The organism is Ruegeria arenilitoris (genome assembly GCF_013030985.1).
In the GTDB taxonomy this organism is placed as follows: Bacteria; Pseudomonadota; Alphaproteobacteria; order Rhodobacterales; family Rhodobacteraceae; genus Ruegeria; species Ruegeria arenilitoris_B.
On the sequence record NZ_WPYP01000003.1, the window covers coordinates 261,362 to 283,001 of the forward strand.

General features: G+C 56.1%; 19 protein-coding genes. 5 read left to right on the forward strand and 14 right to left on the reverse strand.

The window, feature by feature from the left end; translation table 11 throughout:
- Positions 1-57: 57 nt before the first annotated feature.
- The 4 genes from GOX88_RS09240 to GOX88_RS09255 all read right to left on the reverse strand — a co-directional run bounded on the left by GOX88_RS09240 (position 58) and on the right by GOX88_RS09255 (position 5,942).
- A complete protein-coding gene (locus GOX88_RS09240; protein WP_170400965.1) occupies positions 58-1,653 on the reverse strand; it encodes an aldehyde dehydrogenase family protein in 1,596 nt (531 codons plus the stop codon).
- Between the two features lie 104 nt (positions 1,654-1,757).
- Positions 1,758-3,635: a cation:proton antiporter domain-containing protein gene (locus tag GOX88_RS09245; RefSeq protein ID WP_367648061.1), complete on the reverse strand. Its 1,878-nt coding sequence runs from the start codon at positions 3,633-3,635 to the stop codon at positions 1,758-1,760.
- A 78-nt stretch (positions 3,636-3,713) separates the two neighbouring features.
- Entirely contained in the window at positions 3,714-4,703 is a 990-nt protein-coding gene (locus tag GOX88_RS09250) for a helix-turn-helix domain-containing protein (protein ID WP_170400869.1), read from the reverse strand.
- Positions 4,704-5,378: 675 nt separating this feature from the next.
- Positions 5,379-5,942 carry a TetR/AcrR family transcriptional regulator gene (locus GOX88_RS09255; protein ID WP_170400870.1) on the reverse strand — a complete coding sequence of 188 codons (564 nt, stop codon included), beginning with the start codon at positions 5,940-5,942 and terminating at the stop codon, positions 5,379-5,381.
- Positions 5,943-6,020: 78 nt separating this feature from the next.
- Between GOX88_RS09255 and GOX88_RS09260 the strand changes: the two genes are divergently transcribed.
- The 4 genes from GOX88_RS09260 to GOX88_RS09275 are packed head-to-tail and all read left to right on the forward strand — an operon-like array spanning position 6,021 to position 8,531.
- The gene (locus GOX88_RS09260) at positions 6,021-6,902 is read left to right on the forward strand and encodes an oxidoreductase (RefSeq protein WP_170400871.1); all 882 of its coding nucleotides are present in this window, start codon (positions 6,021-6,023) and stop codon (positions 6,900-6,902) included.
- 20 nt (positions 6,903-6,922) lie between these two features.
- Entirely contained in the window at positions 6,923-7,366 is a 444-nt protein-coding gene (locus GOX88_RS09265; protein WP_170400872.1) for a hypothetical protein, read from the forward strand.
- Between the two features lie 21 nt (positions 7,367-7,387).
- Entirely contained in the window at positions 7,388-7,867 is a 480-nt protein-coding gene (locus GOX88_RS09270; protein WP_170400873.1) for an SRPBCC domain-containing protein, read from the forward strand.
- Positions 7,851-8,531, forward strand: coding sequence for an NAD-dependent epimerase/dehydratase family protein (locus tag GOX88_RS09275; RefSeq protein ID WP_170400874.1), 681 nt, complete (start codon positions 7,851-7,853; stop codon positions 8,529-8,531). Before GOX88_RS09270 ends, GOX88_RS09275 begins: the two co-directional genes overlap by 17 nt.
- 214 nt (positions 8,532-8,745) lie before the next feature.
- On the opposite strand, the gene GOX88_RS09280 is transcribed toward GOX88_RS09275, so the two are convergent.
- Both GOX88_RS09280 and GOX88_RS09285 read right to left on the reverse strand, forming a co-directional pair.
- Positions 8,746-9,021, reverse strand: coding sequence for a LysR substrate-binding domain-containing protein (locus GOX88_RS09280; protein WP_367648062.1), 276 nt, complete (start codon positions 9,019-9,021; stop codon positions 8,746-8,748).
- Positions 9,022-10,646: 1,625 nt separating this feature from the next.
- Positions 10,647-11,219, reverse strand: coding sequence for a cytochrome b (locus GOX88_RS09285; RefSeq protein ID WP_217354202.1), 573 nt, complete (start codon positions 11,217-11,219; stop codon positions 10,647-10,649).
- Positions 11,220-11,347: 128 nt separating this feature from the next.
- On the opposite strand from GOX88_RS09285, the gene GOX88_RS09290 reads away from it, so the two are divergent.
- A complete protein-coding gene (locus GOX88_RS09290) occupies positions 11,348-12,229 on the forward strand; it encodes a LysR family transcriptional regulator (RefSeq protein WP_170400875.1) in 882 nt (293 codons plus the stop codon).
- Between the two features lie 437 nt (positions 12,230-12,666).
- Here the strand turns inward: GOX88_RS09290 and acnA are convergent, their stop codons facing one another.
- From acnA to GOX88_RS09330, 8 genes are all read right to left on the reverse strand, one after another.
- The gene (acnA, locus tag GOX88_RS09295; protein ID WP_217354203.1) at positions 12,667-15,306 is read right to left on the reverse strand and encodes an aconitate hydratase AcnA; all 2,640 of its coding nucleotides are present in this window, start codon (positions 15,304-15,306) and stop codon (positions 12,667-12,669) included.
- A complete protein-coding gene (rraA, locus tag GOX88_RS09300) occupies positions 15,303-15,776 on the reverse strand; it encodes a ribonuclease E activity regulator RraA (protein ID WP_170400876.1) in 474 nt (157 codons plus the stop codon). The genes acnA and rraA overlap by 4 nt, the downstream gene beginning before the upstream one ends.
- A gap of 7 nt (positions 15,777-15,783) precedes the next feature.
- Entirely contained in the window at positions 15,784-16,422 is a 639-nt protein-coding gene (gene otnC / locus GOX88_RS09305; protein WP_170400877.1) for a 3-oxo-tetronate 4-phosphate decarboxylase, read from the reverse strand.
- Positions 16,419-17,696: a 3-oxo-tetronate kinase gene (gene otnK / locus GOX88_RS09310; protein ID WP_170400878.1), complete on the reverse strand. Its 1,278-nt coding sequence runs from the start codon at positions 17,694-17,696 to the stop codon at positions 16,419-16,421. Before otnK ends, otnC begins: the two co-directional genes overlap by 4 nt.
- Positions 17,690-18,373, reverse strand: coding sequence for an aspartate/glutamate racemase family protein (locus GOX88_RS09315; protein ID WP_170400879.1), 684 nt, complete (start codon positions 18,371-18,373; stop codon positions 17,690-17,692). The genes otnK and GOX88_RS09315 overlap by 7 nt, the downstream gene beginning before the upstream one ends.
- 93 nt (positions 18,374-18,466) lie before the next feature.
- On the reverse strand, positions 18,467-19,552 hold the full coding sequence (locus tag GOX88_RS09320) for an isocitrate/isopropylmalate dehydrogenase family protein (protein WP_170400880.1): 1,086 nt from the start codon (positions 19,550-19,552) through the stop codon (positions 18,467-18,469).
- 50 nt (positions 19,553-19,602) lie between these two features.
- Positions 19,603-21,144 (reverse strand): tripartite tricarboxylate transporter permease, encoded by a 1,542-nt coding sequence (locus GOX88_RS09325; RefSeq protein WP_170400881.1) that lies wholly within the window; start codon positions 21,142-21,144, stop codon positions 19,603-19,605.
- A 12-nt stretch (positions 21,145-21,156) separates the two neighbouring features.
- Positions 21,157-21,588, reverse strand: a complete 432-nt coding sequence (locus GOX88_RS09330) for a tripartite tricarboxylate transporter TctB family protein (protein ID WP_170400882.1) — start codon at positions 21,586-21,588, stop codon at positions 21,157-21,159.
- Positions 21,589-21,640 lie beyond the last annotated feature (52 nt).

Consider the following 21,640-nt stretch of genomic DNA (forward strand, 5'->3'; position numbering starts at 1 on the left):
CATTTTTAGTCATCCCGGTGGGCGCAATACCCACCGGACTAAATCAATGGGCTGTCATCAAAAGTCTTTGCCGTGCAGGCTGTCCAAGGCCATTTGTCCTGCGAGCTTGGCGAACCGGCCCCAGCTTTGATCGACCGAGTATTTGGACGCGTTCACCAACATGTGGTCCACTTGCCTTCGGTTCGTGAATGCGAAGGCAGACGCCCCAAAATCATCGATAATCACTGATTTCACGACGTTCTCAAAGTTCAGACCGTTGCCGAAATTGCCAACCCCGGAAACGAAGTCCTCTGTCGTCTCGCCACAACCGCCCCAAGTCAGATAGGCATTGAGCCAGATATTGGGTGGCACATTGTTGACTGCGATACCGCCATAGTCGAGTTCGTGAACGGCCGAGTGAACGGCGGCTTCGTTCGCTTTGAACGTGTCGTTGTCCACCAGCATCATGCAGCCAAGCGTGCCGAGCAGACGATTGTTGCAAAAGTCCACGGCTTTGGTGAGGAAATCGCCCGCGTCGTTCGCCGTATCCAATGGAAGTTCGCTGAAGATTTGGCAGAAGGCTTCATTGCTGACCGCAAAATCATCTTCACCGATGCCCGGAATGAACACGAAGTCACTGTTCGGGTGATTGCCGCCTTCGGGTTTTAACACCTCTGCGGTTGGCTGGTTTTCGAGGAACGCTTCCTTAGTCTTTGCAACGCCCGGATAATAGGTAGAGGTTCCGAAAGTTGTCTCAGAGATCGCGTTGCGCAGCGCCGTGATGAACTGATCGCGCTGCGGCCAGTTCTTCGATGTGATGATTGTTTGCGGCCGTCCACAAACCGCACCGCCATTGAGCTTGCCGACCGATGCCAATTGGATCGCCCAATGCTCGATTTCCTTGTCGGTCCACTTCCCTGGCACGATGAGGCACGGGTTGTTGCCACCGCACTCTGAGACGAGCGGAGCGCTCGCTGCGTTCTGGATCGCATGAGCAACCCCTGTCGATCCGGTAAAGTAAATCGAGTGGAGTCCCTCGAGCGCCGACATTTCGCGTCCTTGATCGCCGTCGATGAAAGCCAGCGCGCCACGCTCGATGAGCGGGGCGAAAATCTTCGCCCACACCTTGTCAGACTCTTCGTTCAACTGGTGCGGCTTGTGGATCACGGCTTTGTTTTCGAGAAAGAGCGCCATCGCCATCTCGATGGAGGAGCTGTAGTTGCCGGCTCCAGAGACCGCGATAATGCCGGCAGGCCTATCGAGGGGATTGACCTGCTTTGGCTCACCGGCGACATGCAGGAAGCCTCTTACTTTGCCTGCAATCAGCTTGTCTTTCTTGTAGAGCGGAAAAACCTCGATCTCGAAGCGATCATCCGGCAACTGCTTGATACCGATTGGCTTTGGCAATTTTCCGTGCACAAGCGACTCATAGAGATGCCGGATCCCCATCAGCGTATTGCCCATTGCGTTGACGGTCGTGACAATCCCTTCTGAGTGAGAAACGCCCTCTGCGCCAACCTGTTCATTCTTCATCGCTGCATCGGCGGTGCCCAATTCATCGCAGTATTTCAGGATGTTCTCCTGAATCTCTACAATAAGAGCGAGCCGATCTACGACTGAGGTTTCGGCCCATGATGTGGGACTAAGACTATCGAATGCTTCCAGCGCTTTCACGGGTAATTCCTTCGGTACTTGCTTGAATTCGTAACGATTTTTAGCAGGCGCCCAAAAAGCCAACAATATCATTTGGTGCCATCAGATTCGCCCACTAGGACGGATCACTCCGCTTGATTTGTCTTCGCCTTGTGGACGCGGTCCCGAAGCTCTGCCTCCCACTCACTTTGCGTCTCTTGATACTTGGCGACCATCTCCTCGTTTTCATGTATGGCGACGCCTGGCTTGTGGAGCTCGGCCGTCTCCAACATGCGCGTTCTCTCGAACGCGTCATACTCGGCCATCATTCGCTCTGCCGCCTCTTTGGTATGCCCCAGAGCCTCCAAAGCGGAGCGCGCTGTACGTATCGAGCCGTCATATGTTTCACGGATGATGTCGCGGCACCCTGCGTCCCACAGATCGAAGACATGAATGCGGTCATAGGCCCGGGCAATCACATGCACATTCGGATGCGTTTCGCAGACATAGCGGACGAGCTCAGTGGTTTGATCCTTGCCATCAATGGCAACAATCAAAAGCTTGGCCTCGTCAATTCCCGCTGCTTTCAAGAGATCGTGGCGCGTGGCGTCTCCATAGTACACCTTGAGGTCGATAAGGCGCAGCATCTCCAACTGCTGGCTGCTGTAATCAACAACAGTCGTTTCATAGCCGGATGCACGCAATGCCGTATTGACGATCCCACCGACGCGCCCATGCCCGGCAATGATAATGCCAGAGTGGTCTTCGATCTCATCAGAGGCGGTGTCCTCACCGGAAATGTAGCGCGGTACGATCAAACGCTCATGGACGATAAACATGAGGGGCGTCGTGAGCATCGAGAGCGCAATCACCAACAACAAAGTGTCAGCGACACCGGCGGGAATGACGGCGTTTGCGACAGTGAAGGACAGCAAAACAAATCCAAACTCACCTGCTTGCGCGAGACCCAATCCAAAGAGCCATTGGTCGCTCCCCTTGATTTTGAAAACCTGCGCCAGAACAAGCAAGATAATGGCTTTGACTGCGATGAGGCCAAAGGTCATCCCCATAATGGATCCGAAACTGCCAAAGAGCAGGTCGAAATCCATACCGGCGCCAACGGTCATGAAGAACACACCCAGGAACAGCCCGCGAAACGGATCAATATCGCTTTCAATCTCGTGGCGATATTCGCTGCTTGCGAGGACAACACCGGCGAGGAACGTGCCAAGCGCTGGCGAGAGGCCGACCATTGTCATCAGAAGCGCGATACCAAGCACCACCATGAGGGCTGTGCTCACAAAGAGCTCGCGCAGCCGCGCTCTGGCAACAAAGCGGAAGAGGGGAGTGACGAGATATTGTCCGATCACAATCACCCCGCCAATGGCCATGACCGTAACGATGGCGGTCTGCCAACCGCTGAGATGTTCAACCAGAGAGATGTTGAACCCGGAGCCGCCGTGATCGTCTGCGTGGCCCGAACCGTGGCTAAGCGCTTCGGTAAGTTCCGGCAGGGCGAGAAGCGGGACCAATGCCAGCATTGGGATCACAGCGATGTCTTGCGCGAGTAGCACAGAGAAACTGGACTGCCCGCCATCGGAGCGTGACAGGCCTTTCTCCTTCAGGGTTTGATTGACAATCGCCGTTGAAGAGAGAGCGAGCACCAAGCCAATAGCGAGCGAGACGGTCCAGGGCTGGCCGAGCACGAGAGCGATCAAGGCAAAGGCCATGGTCGTCAGACCGATCTGCAGGCCTCCAAGTACAAAAATTCGATTGCGAAGCGCCCAAAGCTCGCGTGGGTTCATTTCCAGGCCAATCAAAAACAGCATCATTACAACGCCGAACTCGGCGAAATGCTGGAGAGCGATGAGGTCTGCTCCGATCGCGCCAAGTATGGGGCTGAGCGCAATGCCCGCGATCAAATAACCAAGGACGGACCCCAGGCCAAACCGCGTCGCCAGCGGGACCGCGATCGCACCGGCAAAGAACAATGAAAATGTGATGAGCATGAAATCAGCCGACAAACTCAAACTCCCAGAAAAGGTTGATATGTGTCGCGCGCAGCCTGATGACAGTGCTGTCCTCGTTGTAACCCCGCCACTTCATTTATTTAGAAAATTCAGTTCAACCTTTGACACACCTCTCGCTTCCGCTGGGGTCTTGCCCGTCCAGCGTTGGAAAGCGCGATAGAATGAGTTTGGCTCTCGGTATGCCAACAAAAACGAGATTTCTTCGATGCTTAGATCTTCTTCGTTCAGATAGTGCATTGACAGTTCCAAGCGCGTCGATGCGAGAACCTTTTTGAAAGTTTCGCCTTCTTCACTCAATTGGCGCTGCAGGGTGCGTTTGGATATGGCCATCTTTTCGCAGATCGCTTCAATACTTGCTTCTCCTGATGGCAGCATTTCGCGTAAGGCGTTCTTAACCCTAGATACGAAGACCACTTCCGGCTCCTGTGCTGCCATTCGGTCTCGAAGTTGCTTCTCGAATTCTGGCCAGGTTTCCTCGTTCTCGGTGACCAAGAGTAAATCAGCATCTTGCCGATGCAGTGAAATCTGTGCGCCTCTCTCAGGTTCGCATCCTAAGTATGAAATCACTTCATCCCCTGGATGTTCAATGAGTGGTAATTCTATGCGCGCCGGAACGATATGCTTGATGGTGTGGCAACGAATGCATTCCAGCAGAAAGATTGCTTCAAACCAGACCATTTGCGGCGGGATTTGAATTTTTGGGTCTATTGATCCGATTGCGACATGCAGGTAATCACCTTCCTCGGAGACTTGCAGGGTTACTGGTGCCATCAGTGGTTTGAACACTGACAAGCGGTGAAGGCCGGTCCGAACATCAGGCGAACAAGAAAACGCAAACATCGCAGGTGTAAAATGCGCGTGTGCAAAGAGTTTGCCCAAAGCGAGCGATAAATCGGGGCGACCGGCTTCAGCTTCAACAGCTCGCCAAAGATCGAACACTTGCGAAGGCGTCAACTCGACACGCTCGGCGCGTGTGAAATCTGCTGTGAGCCGGGCTCGGCGCGCGATCCGCTCGGGTGAAATATTTAGTAATTTGGCCACCTGCGCGATGTATTTGGCCATGGGGTAACGGCGGTTTGGCGTTTTAGCCTCCTATAACAAGGTTTTGGGTCGCCCCTTAGTGTACGCGTCACTTCAAGTGGACCATAGGCCTAAAGATAATTGGCACGTTCAGATGGTATTTTGGCGCAATATGATAGTCTGGTCGGTTGATTGCCCATGGGAATTGACCCGGTAGCCCAATAAATTGTCACTAAGGATTGTCCCATGCGTGCGCACGGCCCTGACGTTTTGGGTTATGGAGATATGGAGTGTTCGACATCGGGCTTTTGGAGTGTCATAGGACGCTTGGCATTGCGCGCACGATGCGTCCGGTTCCTTACAACATTGAGCAACGCCTAACGAACCACGGCTTCAAATATAGTAAAACCTTAGTCGCGCTCGCCGGACACACTGTTGTCGATGGTCGGACTGGTCACCGGATAAAACCTAAACTCCGCCAGTGAAAATGCGAAGAAAGAAGTAGAGACAGTCATGGCGATATGAGGGCAAGGCTCGCGGATATGCGGGCATTGTCTCCATAGCGGTCACTGGCGCAGCCGCAGCGAAAGCTCACTTTGTCCGCTCAAAGGTCATTGCTCCGACGGAAATGCTGCGCCATCCACGAACGGCGGCTATGGGGAAGCTGCACCGCGGCGACGGACTCGGCGATCAAGGTCGGCTTTGGGCCGGGCCCGTCTAAACGCTGCCGGTGACTTTCAACGCCGACATTCGCAAAGCGGATAACAATTCGATCAAGTGTTTTTTGCTCTTTGCGCTGTACTTGGCCGCCGTTGAAGAACGCTGAATGAAGTCCGCGTACTGTTCGACTGTCAGATCGCAGTTTTCAATCGCACCCGAATACGGCTCCAGGATGCGTGCGATGATCTCGGTGTTTCGTTTTGCGCCGGCCTCCAGCTCTTTCTGGCTTGTCGAGGTTACGCCAGCGATGATGTCCTCGGCGTTGGGTGAAGACTGCAAGAAGTCATAATGCTCAATGACAGCGTATTTGAAGACAACATCCAGCTGCGCACCAAGGCCGTCAGCTTTTTCAAGACCGGCTTCGATATCCAGAACGACGCTGTCTGCCAGCGACCGGATTGTGGCCCGCAGCACCTCATCCTTGTTCGCGAATGCCTTGTAGAGTGTTTGCCGCGAAATCCCCGCTTCTTGGGCGATGTCGTTCATGCCCGTTCGCTTCACGCCGTAGCGAAGAAAAAGCCGTTTCGCGGCTTCGAGGATGTAGTCGTAGCGATCTTCCATGATTTACATATTGACAAATAGGCGACTTGTGTCAATATTGACAATCACCCACGATATGTCAACTTGTCAGGATGTAGAATGTCTAAACAAACTGAAAAAGTCGCGATCGTCACCGGTGCAAACAATGGCATCGGATTTGAAACAACGGTCGGTATCGCCGAAGCAGGTTTCCACGTCGTCATGGCGTGCCGCAGCCTTGAAAAGGCCGAAACGGCCAAAGCAAGCATTCTCGCGCGGATTCCTTCCGCATCACTCGACATCCTCGTGTTGGACTTGAGCGATTTAACTTCGGTTCGCGCGTTCGCTGAGGCTTTCCGCAACCGGTACTCCACGCTGGATGTGCTGATAAACAACGCGGGTATCCTGCTGTACTCCGCTCAAACGAATGCAGATGGTGTAGAACTGCAGTTTGCAACCAACCACCTGGGGCACTTTCTGCTGACCGCACTTCTGATCGACATGTTCCCGGACGACCCCGCATCGCGGATCGTCTCGCTCTCCAGTATCGCCCACAAGAATGCGAACATTCACTTTGACGATCTGACATGCGACCAGGACGGTGGTGTCGCGTACGGTCAATCAAAGCTCGCCTGCCTTCTGTTCGGCGACGAACTGGACCGTCAACTCAAGGCTTCGGGCAAGTTGCTGAAGTCGCTGACGGTGCATCCGGGTGGATCAGACTCCGGTCTATTCCAAGATTTGGACGAAGCAACGCACGCTAATATGAAGGCACAAGTCGAACAACTGCTGCACTCCAATGAAGACGCTGCGAAGCCATCTCTGTTCGCCGCTTTGTCTGATCAGGTCAAAGGCGGCGAATACTACGGTCCTACAGGCCCCGAAGAGATGAGCGGCAAGACCGGCGTCGCGATCCGCAATCCGATTTGCGACGACCACGATTTGGCCAAGCGTCTGTGGCGTCTCTCGGAGGAGATGGCCGATCAGAAATTTACAATCTGAGGGACAGGGATGGACACGTCATGGATCGTTTCTCGCAAGGGTTCGAGTATCTGATTGTGCTCGCCTCAGCTATCATGCTGGGCTGGGGGCTTCTTGGGTTTCTTGAATACTTCACTGGGTTGGCCCCACTCATGCGATTGCAAAACGCGGCCTTTCCGTTGGGTATGCAAACTCTCCATTGGACACTGATCACCGCATCGGGTGCCACGTTTCTGGCCGGATACGTCCTGCGCTGTAGCTTCACTCCGATTGCCATGTTGGTGATGTTCACCGCACTTGCCACAATGTGCGCTGTGCAAACCTTCGACATGTTGGAAAATCCGGATCGCTACCGGAACTTTGTCCAAGAATGCGTCAACTACATCATCATCTCGATCTACCTTTTCCGATCCAAGCGCATGCGGGATCGTTTCGGACGGATCACAATTCAGGGCAGTGATCGCGTGTCGCCGCTGAGCGCCTGAGACCGCAACGGAAGGACAGTCATGGAAACCGCATCATCGGAAAAAGTGAACCTCTCACATCACAAAATCCACACAGACATTTTGATCGATGCGCCGGCGGACTTGGTCTGGTCGGTTCTGACCGACACGGCAAACTACAAGGACTGGGCAGAGTTCCTTGTGGGTATCCAAGGAGAGATTAAGGATGGATCGACGATCACGGTCGACTTTCAGCTGGATTCATCAAAGGAGAAGCTAACCACCCTGGAACACACGATCACGGTCGTGGACGGGGCAGAGTTCTTCTGGGCCGAGAAAGGACCGGGCGGCATTCGCGACAATCATCACTTTTGTGTCGAGCCACTGGAGGGTGGTAAAACCCGCTTCGTACAATCCGATGAAATCCTGGGGGGCATTACCTTCCTGATGGGCGGGCGTTTGGTAAAGATGTATGTGGAAGGTTACCAAGCTTTCAATCGCGGCTTGAAAGCCGAGGCAGAGCGCCGTGCCCAATCCGCCTGACAAGACAACCCGACCACTTGGACGCGTTCTGCTGACCGGTGCGACGGGGATGGTGGGTTCATCGGTACTCAGGGTATTGCTAAACGAAAAAACTGTGCGCGAAGTCGTGTCACTTGGGCGCAGGCTGTCCGGTATAGATCATCCTAAGCTGACCGATGTGAGGTTCGAAGCATTCGGCGAAACCCAATCCATCGAGCCTTATCTCAATGGTATCAACACAGTCTTCCATTGCCTTGCCACCTATTCCGCGCGAGTGAGTCGAGCAGAATACGAGGAAATCACAGTCGATTGGATGTGCGCTTTGCTGGCGGCTTGCGAGAGGTCTGCGCCCGGTGTGACGTTCTGCTTGTTTTCCGCTCAAGGCGCTCGGTCAGATGGCGGCGGCATGTCCTTTGCATTGAAGATTAAGGGCGAAGCGGAGAGCAAACTGTTTGCATCTGACCTCGAACGGAAATTCGCCTTTCGTCCAGGCTATATTGCGCCGTCGGGGCCGAGGAGCACGTGGAAGATGGCCGACCACCTCTTTAAACCGCTCCAAAGGCTGATGCCGTCCATCGGTGTAACTTCCGATGAATTAGCTCATGCCATGCTTTATACTGCGATACACGATCGTCGTTGTACCGCTGTCCTCGAAAACGGTGAGATGCGTACGTTGTTCGCATGAGGCTGCGGCTGGGCCTGAGTATAATCTACTCTTTGCTGCGCCTCGAGCTGTTCAGATTTCAACAGGCGTCTTTCAATGTCCGCTTCTGGGAAGCCGCAATGCAGCATTCAACTTTCGCAGGGACGGCGGCTAAGGGCCGTTGGGTATTTCGTGGAAAACAGCGCAGTGGCTTATGCTGCGCCTGCTCCAAGGTCAGCGCTGAGTGCCAAGGCGGTCAGGTATTTTCAGCGGAGCGCGCCGTAAGCCAAGTCATGACATTAACGACCGACTCATTGTTTTTGGCAGTTCGCGGCATGAGGACATAGAAGTCATTACCACCCGCGTCCCAAGCTTTACCAACCTGGATCAAACGTCCGGCTTCAAGATCATGAGTCACTAAAAACCGGCTTACCCAGGCCACACCTTGCCCGGCGATGGCCGCATCGACTGCAAGAGACGTTTGGCTGTATGCGAACGGCCCCAAACGATCCCCAACATCGCAGTTATGCACAACTTGTCCACACGCACGTAACGCAATCTAACAACAATTTACTACCACATGTTGCTTTTTGCTACCACTTAATACCATATATTGCGCCTTTTGACGCCATTTCTTGCTACGTGCATACATCAACTGTATTGCTGCGCGTTTTCCGACACGCTAGTTTGAGCACCTAGGACATGGCACCGATTCGCGGGGTCACACTGACAGCGGTGAAAGCTGGGCATACAGGCAAAAGGATGAAGTAATGTCCCCTTTGGGTAACGCACTTCTCAACGCACTTTATTGGGTAGGTACAGTTGTTTACCTAGTGCTTAAAAAGTAAGACGACTGACTAAGAAGTCAGTCGCCTAAACAATAGGGGATCAGCGAAAGAAAACTTGGACGTTAGCTCGCTGGTCCTCAACTCTTCTTAGCAACAATGTTGCAAATTGCAAAACCGAAATTCCACTTTTAAGTGGAACATTCAACTAAAAGTGGAAACTTAGAAAGCCACTTACTGCACCACAAAATCCGAACCTGCTAAGCCTCCAAACAATGGATTTTGTAGGCGAACAAGTGGAACGTGAACTCGAATGGAAGACAAAAAGTTTGTAAGTATTTTCTCACACCTAAACGTGTCTGTTGTTAGCCTAGTCGCTGGTCTCGTAGTTGCTTACTTCGGTGGTGTTTATGTCCTACTAACTTCGCACCCAGACGCCTTTTTAGCATTTCATAGTACGTTGACTTGGGCGCTCAGCATTCTTGGTATGCTTGCTATGTTCGTGTTTTTGCAGTTCTCTTTTATGACTTACGTGGACTTCGCAAAGAACGTAGACAGCGTGCGGTTGAACATAGACATGTTGTTCAGGTCGTTCGAATTTCTGATAGTTGTTTGTGTCGCAGGTGCTGTGTTTTGGGGCATTCCCGCATTCTTAAGTAGCTTGCTAGTGCAGTCCTAAACCTAAGTCGTAAGACATATGGATGTGTGCAGCTTTCCAGCCGCTCGGCGCTAGCCTCCGCTCAAAGCCTTTCCGCCCTGTCATAGTTAGCTGACTACAAGCTAGCTGCTTAGCGTTCTCAATCATAGTTGGTTGAAAAGCTATGATCTCTTTGAAGTCACCACCCGCTAAGAAAACATGTTAGGCAGACCAGTTAGGGAAGTTCCTTACTTCCATAATCAAGACGCTGTTTTCTAGCGGATAGAAGTGTTAAGCGGCCTGACAAAACGCCCGCTACGATGTGGTCAAAGCTACTAGAATGATCCGCATAGACTAACGCCGCCTCTATCTGAGGCGTGCCCGTCCGTTGAACCCGCCCTGTTGCGCTTGGGCGGTGCCTGTTACGCTGCTTTGGCAGCGTAGCGCCAGGGGAGAAGCTCGTCGAGGCGTGTGGGCGCGCTGCGTGCGCGAATGGATGCTGCGTCAGCAAAGGCCAAAATTCCAAAGTCGGGTTTGTCCCGACTTCAGACCTTGGCCACTATCGAAATCGAGCGGGTGCAGCGAACGGCGGCTATGCGGGCTGCGACCGCAGAAATTCAGGTGGGTGGTGAATGTCTCTTATGGGCCGTCCCTTTAGAGCGCGTTCGAGCAGTTGCGCTAACATGCTGTGGTCGATCTAAGGTCGGTTGAGAGCCCAAAGTTACCAAAACTCTTTTACGGAGTTGTCTTTGGCTGAACCGTTAGCTCATCAGGGGAATTGCGTTTTCCAAACCACATTCGATTGATCAGATGATCTCCCAAAAAGAACTGATGATAGGCCCAACCTGCGAAGTGGAGGCCGATCAAAATGAGCAGAAAGCTAGCAATTGCGCCGTGTGCGATACGCGCAGGGAAGATGTTGAAATCGGCAGGGAGCGAAGGGCCCGACCCCGAGAAAACAATTGAAAAAAGGTCCGCTGAGATGGCAATGCCAATGCCACTGCCCACCATCGCAAAAACGAGAAAATACAGCCCCAGGTGTGCTATTCTCGCACCGGAATTGAGCATCACGTTGCCGGATTCGGTTTGCTGAGGGCTCTTTGATAAGATGCGCGTTGTCAGGCGAATGATCATCAAAGCACCGATAGACAGCCCCCAGATCATATGACCGGTTAGTCCAAACATTTTGTCAGGGTCACTATTCTCCATGTTGGCCAAACCGGGTCCTCCGACAAGAAGTGCCACAAGAATCATTGCCGCGGTAAGCCAGTGCAGGCCAACGAGAAGTGGATGGTATCGTTTCATCATATTACCCAATCTTTTAGGATTTCAGCGTGGTGAGGGGGGGGCAACGAAAGCTAAGTTCAGCTCCTTGTATCAAGCTTGAAGATGGTCATATATGAAACAAATAGAACACTGTGTTACGTGAGAGGAACATGCGAACATATGACTGGGAGTTCTTGCCGTACTTCCTAGCTGTTGCCCGCGCGGGGAGTCTGCGGACCGCCGCGCAATTGACGGGTGTGAATTACGGCTCCATCAATCGTAGCATTCAGGCTTTGGAAGCGAGCTATGGTGCCCGATTGTTCCATCGGTCCAAGCGCGGGTTTGCGTTAACGGAGTTTGGAGAAGCTCTTTTGCCAATGGCGGAAGAAGCAGAACAAAAAATACTCGCTGCCCGAAAGCGGGTTGAAGGCCTGGATCGGAGCGAGACAGGTAAAATTCGGTTCTCTCTGACGCCAACCCTCGCATACGACATTGTGGCACCGCTGATCGCAAAATTCAGTGATCGGTATCCAGAAATCGATATCGAGATGCGGCTGACCTCCGAAGTGGAGTCGATCACAAACGATCAGACCGACGTCTCATTGCGTGCCGCCCATACTGTTACCGACGACGTTGTAGCCCGCAAACTCATGCAGCTCGACTTGGGTATCTACGTCAGCAAGAACTATCTCGAAAACGTTGTCCCAAAAGCAGGGCCAGGTGGTTCAGGCCTCACTTGGATCGGCGCGTCGGGTAACGATTACACTCATGGGCGGCTACCGCGGTCGCCCTTCCCAAACGCAACCATACGGCATGAAGTTTCTGACGGTCATATGCGCGCACGTCTGATGAATTTGAATGTCGGTATGTCGTATATGCCTGTCCTATTCGAGTCCGTTTTCCCTAACCTGCGGCGGATGCCTGAAACGAACATAATTCCTGGACCATCGCTTTGGATTCTACTTCACTCAGACCTTCAAAGGACAGTGCGTGTCAGGCGATTTGTCGACTATCTGACTGAAGAATTGCGTGTTTTGCACAAGAGCAGGTGACACTATTTGCGGTCCCTATGAATGGCAGGTGCGTCCTCTTCGTCCGCATTGTGTGAGTTCAGCCAGCCGATGAGTTTTGCGTTTGCAGCGAACGGCAGGTTCGACGGGCCGCGTCGCAGCATCGGTTGCCGACGGTCAATGGCAGGAATGGGCCGTCCTCATCTGAACCAGTCGGACCTATTGATCGAATGCTGCGTTTGCTTCTATGGCGGCTGTGAGCCCATTTCGACAAATGCTGCAGAGAGTATCAGTGGCTACGAATACGCAAAAGTTGACACCTGTGTTACTGATGACAGCGCACACTGAATCTTCAACTAAACCTCCAGTTGTAGCAGTCTCAGCCAGATTGGTTGCCGTTCGTTCAGAGCAGTCCTATCTCTGCATCAGTTTAGGAGAACCCGCAATTCAGGTTAGGTCGAGCGGCATTGCAGGTCTTTCTATTCACAACCTTCAAGGGTGAGGCTAAGGATCTTCGACAAGACGCCACCGTGGCGCAGCAGGTCGACCTCTTGAAAGGTATACACCGCCACATTGCAGCGGATCTCGCCGAGCACGTCGCCATCGCGCAGCCACTGCACATTCGTGTCCATCCCAGGCACCAGCGTATCGGGTGGCAGGCTCAGATTGAAGCGGTCCCCGGCACGAATGCCCGCTGACTTCGGATCGAATTCGTCCATGATCTGTACGGGCACTACACCCATGCCGATCAAGTTGGTGCGGTGAATGCGTTCAAAGCTTTTGGCAACCACGGCGAAGATGTTCAGAAGCGCCACGCCCTTGGCAGCCCAATCGCGGCTGGAGCCCATACCATAGCGGTCACCCGCCAGAATGATAGCAGGCTGCCCCTGATCCGTCAGGATTTGTGCTGCTTCGGGCAAGGGCAGGATGCGCCCATCCTCGAGTGTGGTCTCAGCCGGGGCCAGCCCCTCTTGCAGGTAGTTCACCGCCAGCCTGTTTGTGAAGAGGCCGCGCAGCATGACCTCCCAATTGCCGCGATAGGCGGCATAAACATTCATGTCCTTGGGATCGCCGCCGCGCGCGCACAGCCATTCGCCCGCCAGACTGGTCGGATCCACCCACCCTGCGGGCGATATATGGTCGGTCGTCATATCATCCCCCAGCACCAACAGAGGCGCCGCAGTATAGTCGCCCAACCGCGACAGCTGAGGCTCGGCGGTGAATTTCGGCCGCCGCAGATAGCGTGAGGTTGGCTCCCACGGGAAGCGCGCGCCATCATGGACCTTAATCCGGTTCCAGGCGTCATTGTGGGTGGCCGTGGCAAAGGCGGTGCGAACGTCAGCCCGACGATAACCCGCATGCAAGAGTGATTTTATTTCAGAGGTTTCGGGCCAGATATCGCGCAGATAGACCGGCTGACCCTCTGCGTCCTTGCCGATCGGGTCATTCAGGATATCACCGAAAATATCGCCCTTCAGCGCATAGGCCACCACCAAGGGCGGCGAGGCCAGATAGCCCAGATCCAGCTTCGGATGCACACGCCCCGGAAAGTTGCGGTTGCCCGACAGCACGGCGCTGATCGCCTTGCCGTCCTTCAGCGCGGTCTCGATCACATCGGGCAAGGGGCCGGAATTGCCGATACAGGTGGTGCAGCCATGGCCTACCAGATCAAAGCCCAGTGCCGATAGATCGGGGATCAGGCCCGCGCGCTGCAGATAATCCCGCGCCGAGGGCGAGCCCGGCGCCATCGAGGTTTTAACCCAGAACGGCGTCGCCAGCCCCAGCGCCCGCGCCTTGCGCGCCAACAGCCCGGCCGCGACCATCATGTAGGGGTCCGAGGTATTGGTGCAGCTGGTGATCGCGGCAATTCCCACCGCGCCATCGGGCACCACGCCTTCGGTGCGGGGCGCATGGGACAGCGGACGGTCCAGCGCCGTCTCGACCCGCGCTGCGGCCTGTGCCGGGGCGCAGGTATCCTGTGGGCGGCGCGGACCAGAAATAGTCGGAGTGATCGCGGTCAGATCAATCTCGATCGCCCGGTCAAAGCGCGGTGTGGTGTCAGGATCGAACCACAGGCCCATGGCGCGAAAAACGGGTTCGATACTGCCCGTCAGACTGTCGGGCCGTGCGGTGCGTTTCAGATAGGCAACGGTTTCGCCATCCACCGGGAAAAACCCGGTCGAGGCACCGTATTCCGGCGCCATATTGGCAATCACGGCGCGGGCATCGGCGCTGAGCGTAGACAGGCCAGGGCCGCAGAACTCGACAAAACTGCTGGAGACATCAAGCACCCGCAACCGGTGCGTCACTTCAAGCGCCAGATCGGTCGGCATGGCGCCCTCGGGCAGCTGACCGGTCAGGTGCACGCCCACCACTTCGGGCATGCTCAGGGTCGTGGCTTGGCCGAACGTGACGCTTTCCGCCTCAAGCCCGCCAATCCCCCAGCCCAGCACGCCAATGCCATTGATCATCGGCGTGTGGCTGTCAGTGCCCAGCAGCATGTCGGGGTGGGCCTGTCCATCGGCGCCGATCTCAAGCACCGTTGCCAGTTGTTCAAGGTTGATCGTGTGCATGATCCCGGTGCCCGGCGGATGCACCGTAACCCCATCCATATTCTGCGATGCCCATTTCATGAAGCCATACCGCTCGCCGTTGCGGGCGATTTCGTTGCGAGCATTGGCCGAGAACGCCGCCTGCGCGGCATAGCGATCCACCGCCAATGAATGATCAACCGAGACGTTGACCGGCAGGTTCGGAGAGAGAACGCCCGGGTCACCGCCGGCCTCGGCCACCGCGTCGCGCAGCCCGGCAATGTCCGCCAGTGCGGGCGTGCAGGTGGTGTCGTGCATCAGGATGCGGTTGGGCATGAAGGTGAGCTCAAACCCATCGTTTCGCCCCTCAAGCCAGGCATCCAGCGCTGCGACAAGCGCCCTCGACTGACCGGTGGCGCGTAGGTGGTTTTCGGCCAGAAGACGCAAGACAAAGGGCAACCGATCCAATCGGTCGTCCAAAACACGTGGAAGGTCCGTGACCCTTAAACGGCGCGTCCCTGCATCAATTTCCAGACCAGGGATCACTTTATCCCCGCCGGAATCCAAATGGATAGTGGCCGCAGTCACACCAGTTTGACCTTGCTATGCAATACTCCATCGGCGTCGCCATAGATCCAGTCGCCCGGCGCAATGGTCACACCACCGATGTGAATATCGCAGCCAGCTTTGCCCCAGCCCTCTTTCGCGCTTTTCACCGGTGAGGTTGCCAGTGCGAAGACCTGCGTCGCCATCTGATCGATCTCAGCGCTGTCGCGGATGGAGGCGTTGAGAACCAGTCCTGCCCAGCCGTTCTTGATTGCCATTTCCGCAATCATGTCCCCTAGAATGGCAATGCGGGTGGAACCGCCTCCGTCTACCACCAACACGCGGCCTTCGCCGGGCCTTTCCAACTGCGCACGCAGGACCGTGTTGTCCTCGAAACACTTCACCGTCTGCACGGGGGCGGCGAAATGCGGTGCCTTGCCGAAGCGGCGAAACGGCAAGTGAACAAGCGACAGTTTGTCGGCGTGGTCATCAATCAGGTCAGCAGTTTTCATATCGGCCTCACATATTTGCGTAGGTTGCTTTCAGGTCAGTCACATCGGCCTCACCAAGGAAGCGCGCCTTTTTTCCACGCAGCGCCACAAGAAGCTTGGCGGTTTCTTCCAGCTCTTCTGCCGCGCACACGGCCGAGAACAGATCCTTGCCCGAAACCACGGGGCCGTGGTTGGCCAGCAGGACCGCGCCATAGGCGCCTTTCAGGTCGCGGATCAGGTCTCCCGATTTCGGGTCGCCCGGCTTGACATAGGGAACCAATTTCACCGTGCCGACACGCATAACAACGTAGGGTGTCAGTGGTGGGATGCAGTCATCGGGATTGGTGTCTTCCAGACAGGACAGAGCGGTCGCCCAGGTCGAGTGCAGATGCACCACGGCACCCGCCTGCGGGCGGGTTTCATAGAAGGCCTTATGCAGGAACACTTCCTTGGTCGGACGGTCGCCTGCGACATGGTTGCCTTCCAGATCGATCTTGCTGATCCGGTTGGGATCAATCGCGCCCAAAGTGGAATTGGTCGGCGTCATCAAGATGCCGTCGGGCAGGCGGGCTGATATATTACCAGCTGTGCCGACCGAAAAGCCTCGGTTGAACAAGGACGCGCACAGGTCCGACATCTGTTGGCGAAGAACTGCTTCGGTGCTCATTGCTGCCCCTCCATGATGCGCAGCGCTTTGGCGAAGAAGTCTGGTGCGCCAAAATTACCCGATTTCAGGGCAAGCGAGATTGGCTGATCGCCGCCCAAAGTCAGGACCGGTACGCCGGGATCGATTTCCGCCCCGATGCGCATCGCGGGCGCGCCTAGCTCGCCCGCCACGGCTTTCGCCACCGCGCCCGAGGTTTCGCCACCCGCCACAACGATCCTGCGATACCCGCGCTGCACCAGCGTACGGGCGGCGTCGGCAAACAGAGTGTCCAAAGTTTCGGCCACGGCCTCGCGACCGAACTTGGCCTGAATCTCTTTCACCTCGTCGGGGGTACCCGAGGAATAGACCAAAGGGGCATTGCCGGTGTTCTCGGCGATGAAGCCCAGCAGGTCATCTACGGTGACCGTGCCATTCATGACGCCGGGTACGTCGATGGGATAGGTCGGATGGGCCTTCTGATGTTCGGCAAGCTGGCCGCGTGTCGCCCCGGAACACGACCCCGCCAGAATGGCTTCAGGCCCCGATGTGCCCTCGGCGGTGGGGGTGTTGGCGTCGGCCATGCCGCTACGAATGAAGTTGCGCGGAAGACCCAGAGCGATCCCGGACCCGCCCGTTACCAAGGGAACGCCTTGAAGAGCCTCGCCGAGGGTCAGTAAGTGCTCGTCCGATACGGCATCAGCCACAACATACTTCTCGGCGGAGTTCGTTATTGCCGCGCGGACCTGTGCAGCTCCTGCCAGAACGGTGGACAGCGGCACGTGGCCGACCGCGTTTTTACTTTGCAGTCGCAACCAGCGACGCAGGTCGGGATCAGTCATTGGGGTTAGCGGATGGTTCTGCATCCCGCTTTCGCTCAACAAAACGCCACCCACGAACAGGTGTCCCTGATAGACCGTGCGTCCGGTGGTCGGAAAGGCCGGGCAGACCACCACACCGTGCGCATCCAGCACAGCGGTCAAAGCGTCGGCAACTGGTCCGATGTTTCCGTCAGGTGTGGAATCGAAGGTCGAGCAGTATTTGAACAGAATCTGCTCGCAGCCCTGATCCATTAGCCAGTTTAGTGCCTCGAGGCTTTCGCGCACCGCATCTTCGACCGGATTCGAGCGTGACTTCAGGCTGACGACCCCGGCGTCGATATCCGGTGCAGCCGGGCCTGTTGGAACGCCTGGATACTGGGCAGTTCTCAGACCTCCTTCACCGTCAACGCCTTTAGCCAGGGTGTTGGCGACATCGCTGCCACCAGTGAAATCATCTGCGATAACACCAATTAGCATGTCTGGCCCTCTTTATTGTGTTCGATCCGGCGGCGGATTTCTTCAATCGCGGCCTCTGGGCTGGTCAGGACGGGAACGTCAGTGCATGCGCGCACCGCATCCGCAGCGCTGGCCATGGAAAACTGCGCCAACAGGATGACATCAGCATCGGCGATCGTGGCAGCAGTGTCGGCAATCAACCGATCATGAGCGTCGTCGTCACCCACCTTTTTGGCGTCCAGCGCGCCCTCGCAAAAGACCGAGGTGATCTGTGCGGTGCTGCCTTTCTCGCGGGCTGCCTCGCGGAACTCATCCTCCATCCCACCGGCGGCGGGGGGGAAGGTGTACAGCATGACGACGCGGTCCCCGTGGGAGAATGCCGCCTCGAACATGGCTTCGTTGGGTTTCATGACGGGAATACGGGCCTCGCGGTTAGCGCGTTCGATGGCAGAACCGAAGGCCGAGCAAGTGAACAGTACGCCATCTGCGTCGGCAGCTTCAGCATAGCGCGACAGATCGATGATCCGGCGTAGTAAGTCACCTGACAGTTCAGCCGATTTCGCACGATCCACCGAAAGACCCTCTTCCAGTATCGAAATCGTCTCGGCTTCGGGCCAAAGCTTCTCTGCAGCATCCTCTATCGGATCAATCGCCACTTTGGTTGCATGAATAAGCGCTATGCGCGGTCGGTCTGTCATCTTTTTTGCGTCCTGAGATAATCGGCGACACCACAGGGAGAGAGGCGGTGCCGCCGAAAAGCTGCGGGCAAGAGTTGCCCGCAAGGAGTATACTCAAGCTGCAACGCTTTCGCGCGCTACGGCTTCTGCGACGAGGGAGCCAAAGGCGTCACAGTTCACGGATCCACCCAAGTCGCGGGTGCGGTTTTCCGAGACGTCGATCACTGCGTCCACGGCGTCGGCAATGGCTTGACCGGCATCCATCAACTTCTGGATGCCACGCTGTTCGCCCAGCCAGGTCAGCATCATGGCCGCTGATAGGATCAACGAGGTCGGGTTGGCGACGTTCTGCCCCTGAATATCCGGCGCCGATCCATGTTGCGCCTGAGCGCAGCACAAACCGGTTTCAGCGTTGGCGTTGATCGACCCTGCCAGACCTAAGGATCCAGATAATTCCGACGCCAAATCCGACAGGATGTCGCCGTAAAAGTTGGTGGCTACCACCACGTCATAAGCTTCGGGTTTGCGCACAAGAAGTGCGGCGAAAGCATCGACGATCAGCTCTTCGGTTTCAACTTCGGGGAAGTCCTTGGCCACCTCGCGGAAGCATTCCAGGAACAGTCCGTCGGTCATCAGGAACGAGTTTGCCTTGTGGATCGCTGCAACCTTCTTGTTGCGTTGCATCGCCAGCTTGAAGGCTTCGCGACAAATCCGCATCGAGCCGCGGCGGGTGATCTTGCGTACCGACAGCGCCATGTCGGGGTCGGGCATCATCTCGCCCACGCCCTTGTACATGTTTCGGTCAGGGTAGAAGCCCTCGGTGGCTTCACGCATGATCACCAAATCCATGCCCGGCGCCTTGTTCGGGATGAAGCTGCGGGTACGTGCGGGACGGACGTTTGCATAGAGGTCCAGCCCGATGCGGAAGCCAGCCGACACGTTGCGTCCACCTTCGACAACCGGGGGATAATCCATATGTGACTGAGTGCCTAGGATCACACCGTCAAATTCGGTGCGGGCGCGGTCCAGAACCTCTTCCCGCAGGGTGATGCCGTGGTTCTTTAGGCTGGTGAAACCGCTCTCTTCTTCATGGAAGGTCAGTCCCAGATCAAAGCGTTTGTTCGCAGCCTCGACAACTTCCAGGGTCGCCGCCATGATTTCCGGCCCGATACCATCGCAGGGCAGTGTCATGATACGCATATTAGTCTCCTATGATCGGCCAATTGGCCAAGTTCGTTGAGGGTGCCGGCTTAGTCGCCGACGAATTCTTCTTGATCGCGCGCGGCTTCCATCCGCTTCTTCATGCGACGCCCCATCAGCATGGGCAGCACGAAGCCGGCGATTGCGACAAGCCACAGGATGATGGCCAGGGGACTGCCGACGAGGATGAACCAGTCGCCATCCGAGATCGTCATGGCGCGGCGCAGGTTCACTTCCATCTGGTTGCCCAGGAGAATGCCAAGGATCACGGGCACCAGAGACACGTCGAGTTTGCGCAGAACCCAGCCGGCAATCCCGAAGCCTACCATCAGCATCACGTCAAAGGTCGAACCAGTGATCGAATAGATGCCCACGAAGGAAATCATCGCGACAATCGGCATCAGGATCCGGGTCGGGACCATAAGCACGCGGGTGAAGATGCCTACCAGCGGGATGTTCATGGCCAGCAGGATGAAGTTCGCCAAGAACAGCGAGGCGATCAGGCCCCAGACTATGTCCGGGCTTTTCGAAAACAGCAGCGGACCGGGGGTGATGTTCAGCTGCAGCAGTACTGCCAGCAGAACCGCCGTGGTTCCCGAGCCGGGTACACCGAGAGCCAACATCGGCACCAGAGCACCGCCAGAGGCCGCGTTGTTGCCCGCTTCAGGTGCCGCGACGCCGCGCGGGTCGCCTTTGCCGAAGGTCTTGCCGTCACGGTCAACCGCTTGCTTTTCCAGCGAGTAAGCCAGGAACGAGCCCAGCGACGCGCCCGCGCCCGGCAGAACGCCCGAGAAGAAGCCCAGCCCTGTGCCGCGAGCCATCGAAGGGATGCACCGCTTTATCATGCTAAAGTCGGGCATGATCCGGCCTACCTTGGTCGCACCGGCCGAGCCGACTGCGCCGCCGCGGTGATGCTCAAGGAAGATGAACACCTCGCTCAGGGCGAACAGGCCGACGATCGCGATCAGGAAGTCGATGCCGTCATAGAGGTGCACATGGTCGAACGTGAAACGCTGCGAGCCGGTCTGGCTGTCGCTGCCGATCATGGCAATGCCAAGACCCAGCGCTGCGGCAAAGGCCGATTTCGCCTGATTGGTCGAGGAGATACCGCCAAGGGTCGCAAAAGCCACCGTGAACAGCACGAAATACTCGGCCGGGCCAAATAGAAGGGCGATCTTCACCAGCTGCGGAGCCAGAACGACCAGGCCACAGGTTGCCACGAACGCCCCTACGAACGAGGCAACGCCGGACAGCGATAGGGCCTCTCCCGCCTTGCCCTGTTTGGCCATCGGATAGCCATCAAGACAGGTCATCATCGCTGGTTCGTCACCGGGAATGTTCAGCAGGATCGAGCTGATCCGCCCGCCATACATAGCTCCGTAGTAGACGCTGACCAGAAGGATCAGCGATGCGGTTGGACCAAGGCCCAACGAGAAGGCGATCGGAATCAAGATCGCTACACCATTGGCCGGGCCAAGACCCGGAAGTGCACCCATCAAAGTTCCAAGAAAGCAGCCGATGACCGCCAGCAGCAGGTTCTGCGGGGTGAGTGCGATGGCAAAGCCATCTGCAAGAAGAGATAGAATTTCCATAGGTATCGCTCCTCAGAAACCAAGTGGACCTTTGGCCAAAGCAAGGCCGAGGATCAGGTGGAAAACGACGTAGATACCAACCGAGGTGCAGACCCCTGTCACAAGCGACCAAAGGGGTTGCGTCCCCAGGCGCCACGTCAAGTAGGCCGTTGCGAATACAGTCGAAATCAGGAAGCCAACTTCGGGAAGCGCCCAGCTGTAAGCGAACATGACAGCCGCGGCGAAGACGATTTCGCCAAACTCGCGCATATGCGGCCATTCCGGTTCATCGTCGGGGCGCAGAATGAAGTAGAGCGAACAGAGCGCGACGATGGAACCTACGATGTAGGGGAATGCACGCGGACCAACCACATCGACCATGAAACTGTCTTTGATTGTTGACGCTGCCCAAATGTAGAAGATGGCAAGCGCCAACCCAAAGCCGCCAAAGATGCGGTCACTCATTTTCTCCTCCCTTATGATTGATGCGTGGTGGGCTGACCCGGCACACTGGGTC

Excerpts from the sequence above, each read along its gene's own strand:
- GOX88_RS09260 (WP_170400871.1), top strand. The coding sequence starts at position 6,021 with ATGTCTAAACAAACTGAAAAAGTCGCGATCGTCACCGGTGCAAACAAT.
- GOX88_RS09250 (WP_170400869.1), bottom strand. The coding sequence starts at position 4,703 with ATGGCCAAATACATCGCGCAGGTGGCCAAATTACTAAATATTTCACCC.
- GOX88_RS09290 (WP_170400875.1), top strand. The coding sequence starts at position 11,348 with ATGCGAACATATGACTGGGAGTTCTTGCCGTACTTCCTAGCTGTTGCC.
- GOX88_RS09315 (WP_170400879.1), bottom strand. The coding sequence starts at position 18,373 with ATGACAGACCGACCGCGCATAGCGCTTATTCATGCAACCAAAGTGGCG.
- GOX88_RS09255 (WP_170400870.1), bottom strand. The coding sequence starts at position 5,942 with ATGGAAGATCGCTACGACTACATCCTCGAAGCCGCGAAACGGCTTTTT.
- GOX88_RS09270 (WP_170400873.1), top strand. The coding sequence starts at position 7,388 with ATGGAAACCGCATCATCGGAAAAAGTGAACCTCTCACATCACAAAATC.
- otnK (WP_170400878.1), bottom strand. The coding sequence starts at position 17,696 with ATGCTAATTGGTGTTATCGCAGATGATTTCACTGGTGGCAGCGATGTC.
- GOX88_RS09330 (WP_170400882.1), bottom strand. The coding sequence starts at position 21,588 with ATGAGTGACCGCATCTTTGGCGGCTTTGGGTTGGCGCTTGCCATCTTC.
- otnC (WP_170400877.1), bottom strand. The coding sequence starts at position 16,422 with ATGAGCACCGAAGCAGTTCTTCGCCAACAGATGTCGGACCTGTGCGCG.
- GOX88_RS09325 (WP_170400881.1), bottom strand. The coding sequence starts at position 21,144 with ATGGAAATTCTATCTCTTCTTGCAGATGGCTTTGCCATCGCACTCACC.
- GOX88_RS09285 (WP_217354202.1), bottom strand. The coding sequence starts at position 11,219 with ATGATGAAACGATACCATCCACTTCTCGTTGGCCTGCACTGGCTTACC.
- GOX88_RS09265 (WP_170400872.1), top strand. The coding sequence starts at position 6,923 with ATGGATCGTTTCTCGCAAGGGTTCGAGTATCTGATTGTGCTCGCCTCA.
- rraA (WP_170400876.1), bottom strand. The coding sequence starts at position 15,776 with ATGAAAACTGCTGACCTGATTGATGACCACGCCGACAAACTGTCGCTT.
- GOX88_RS09320 (WP_170400880.1), bottom strand. The coding sequence starts at position 19,552 with ATGCGTATCATGACACTGCCCTGCGATGGTATCGGGCCGGAAATCATG.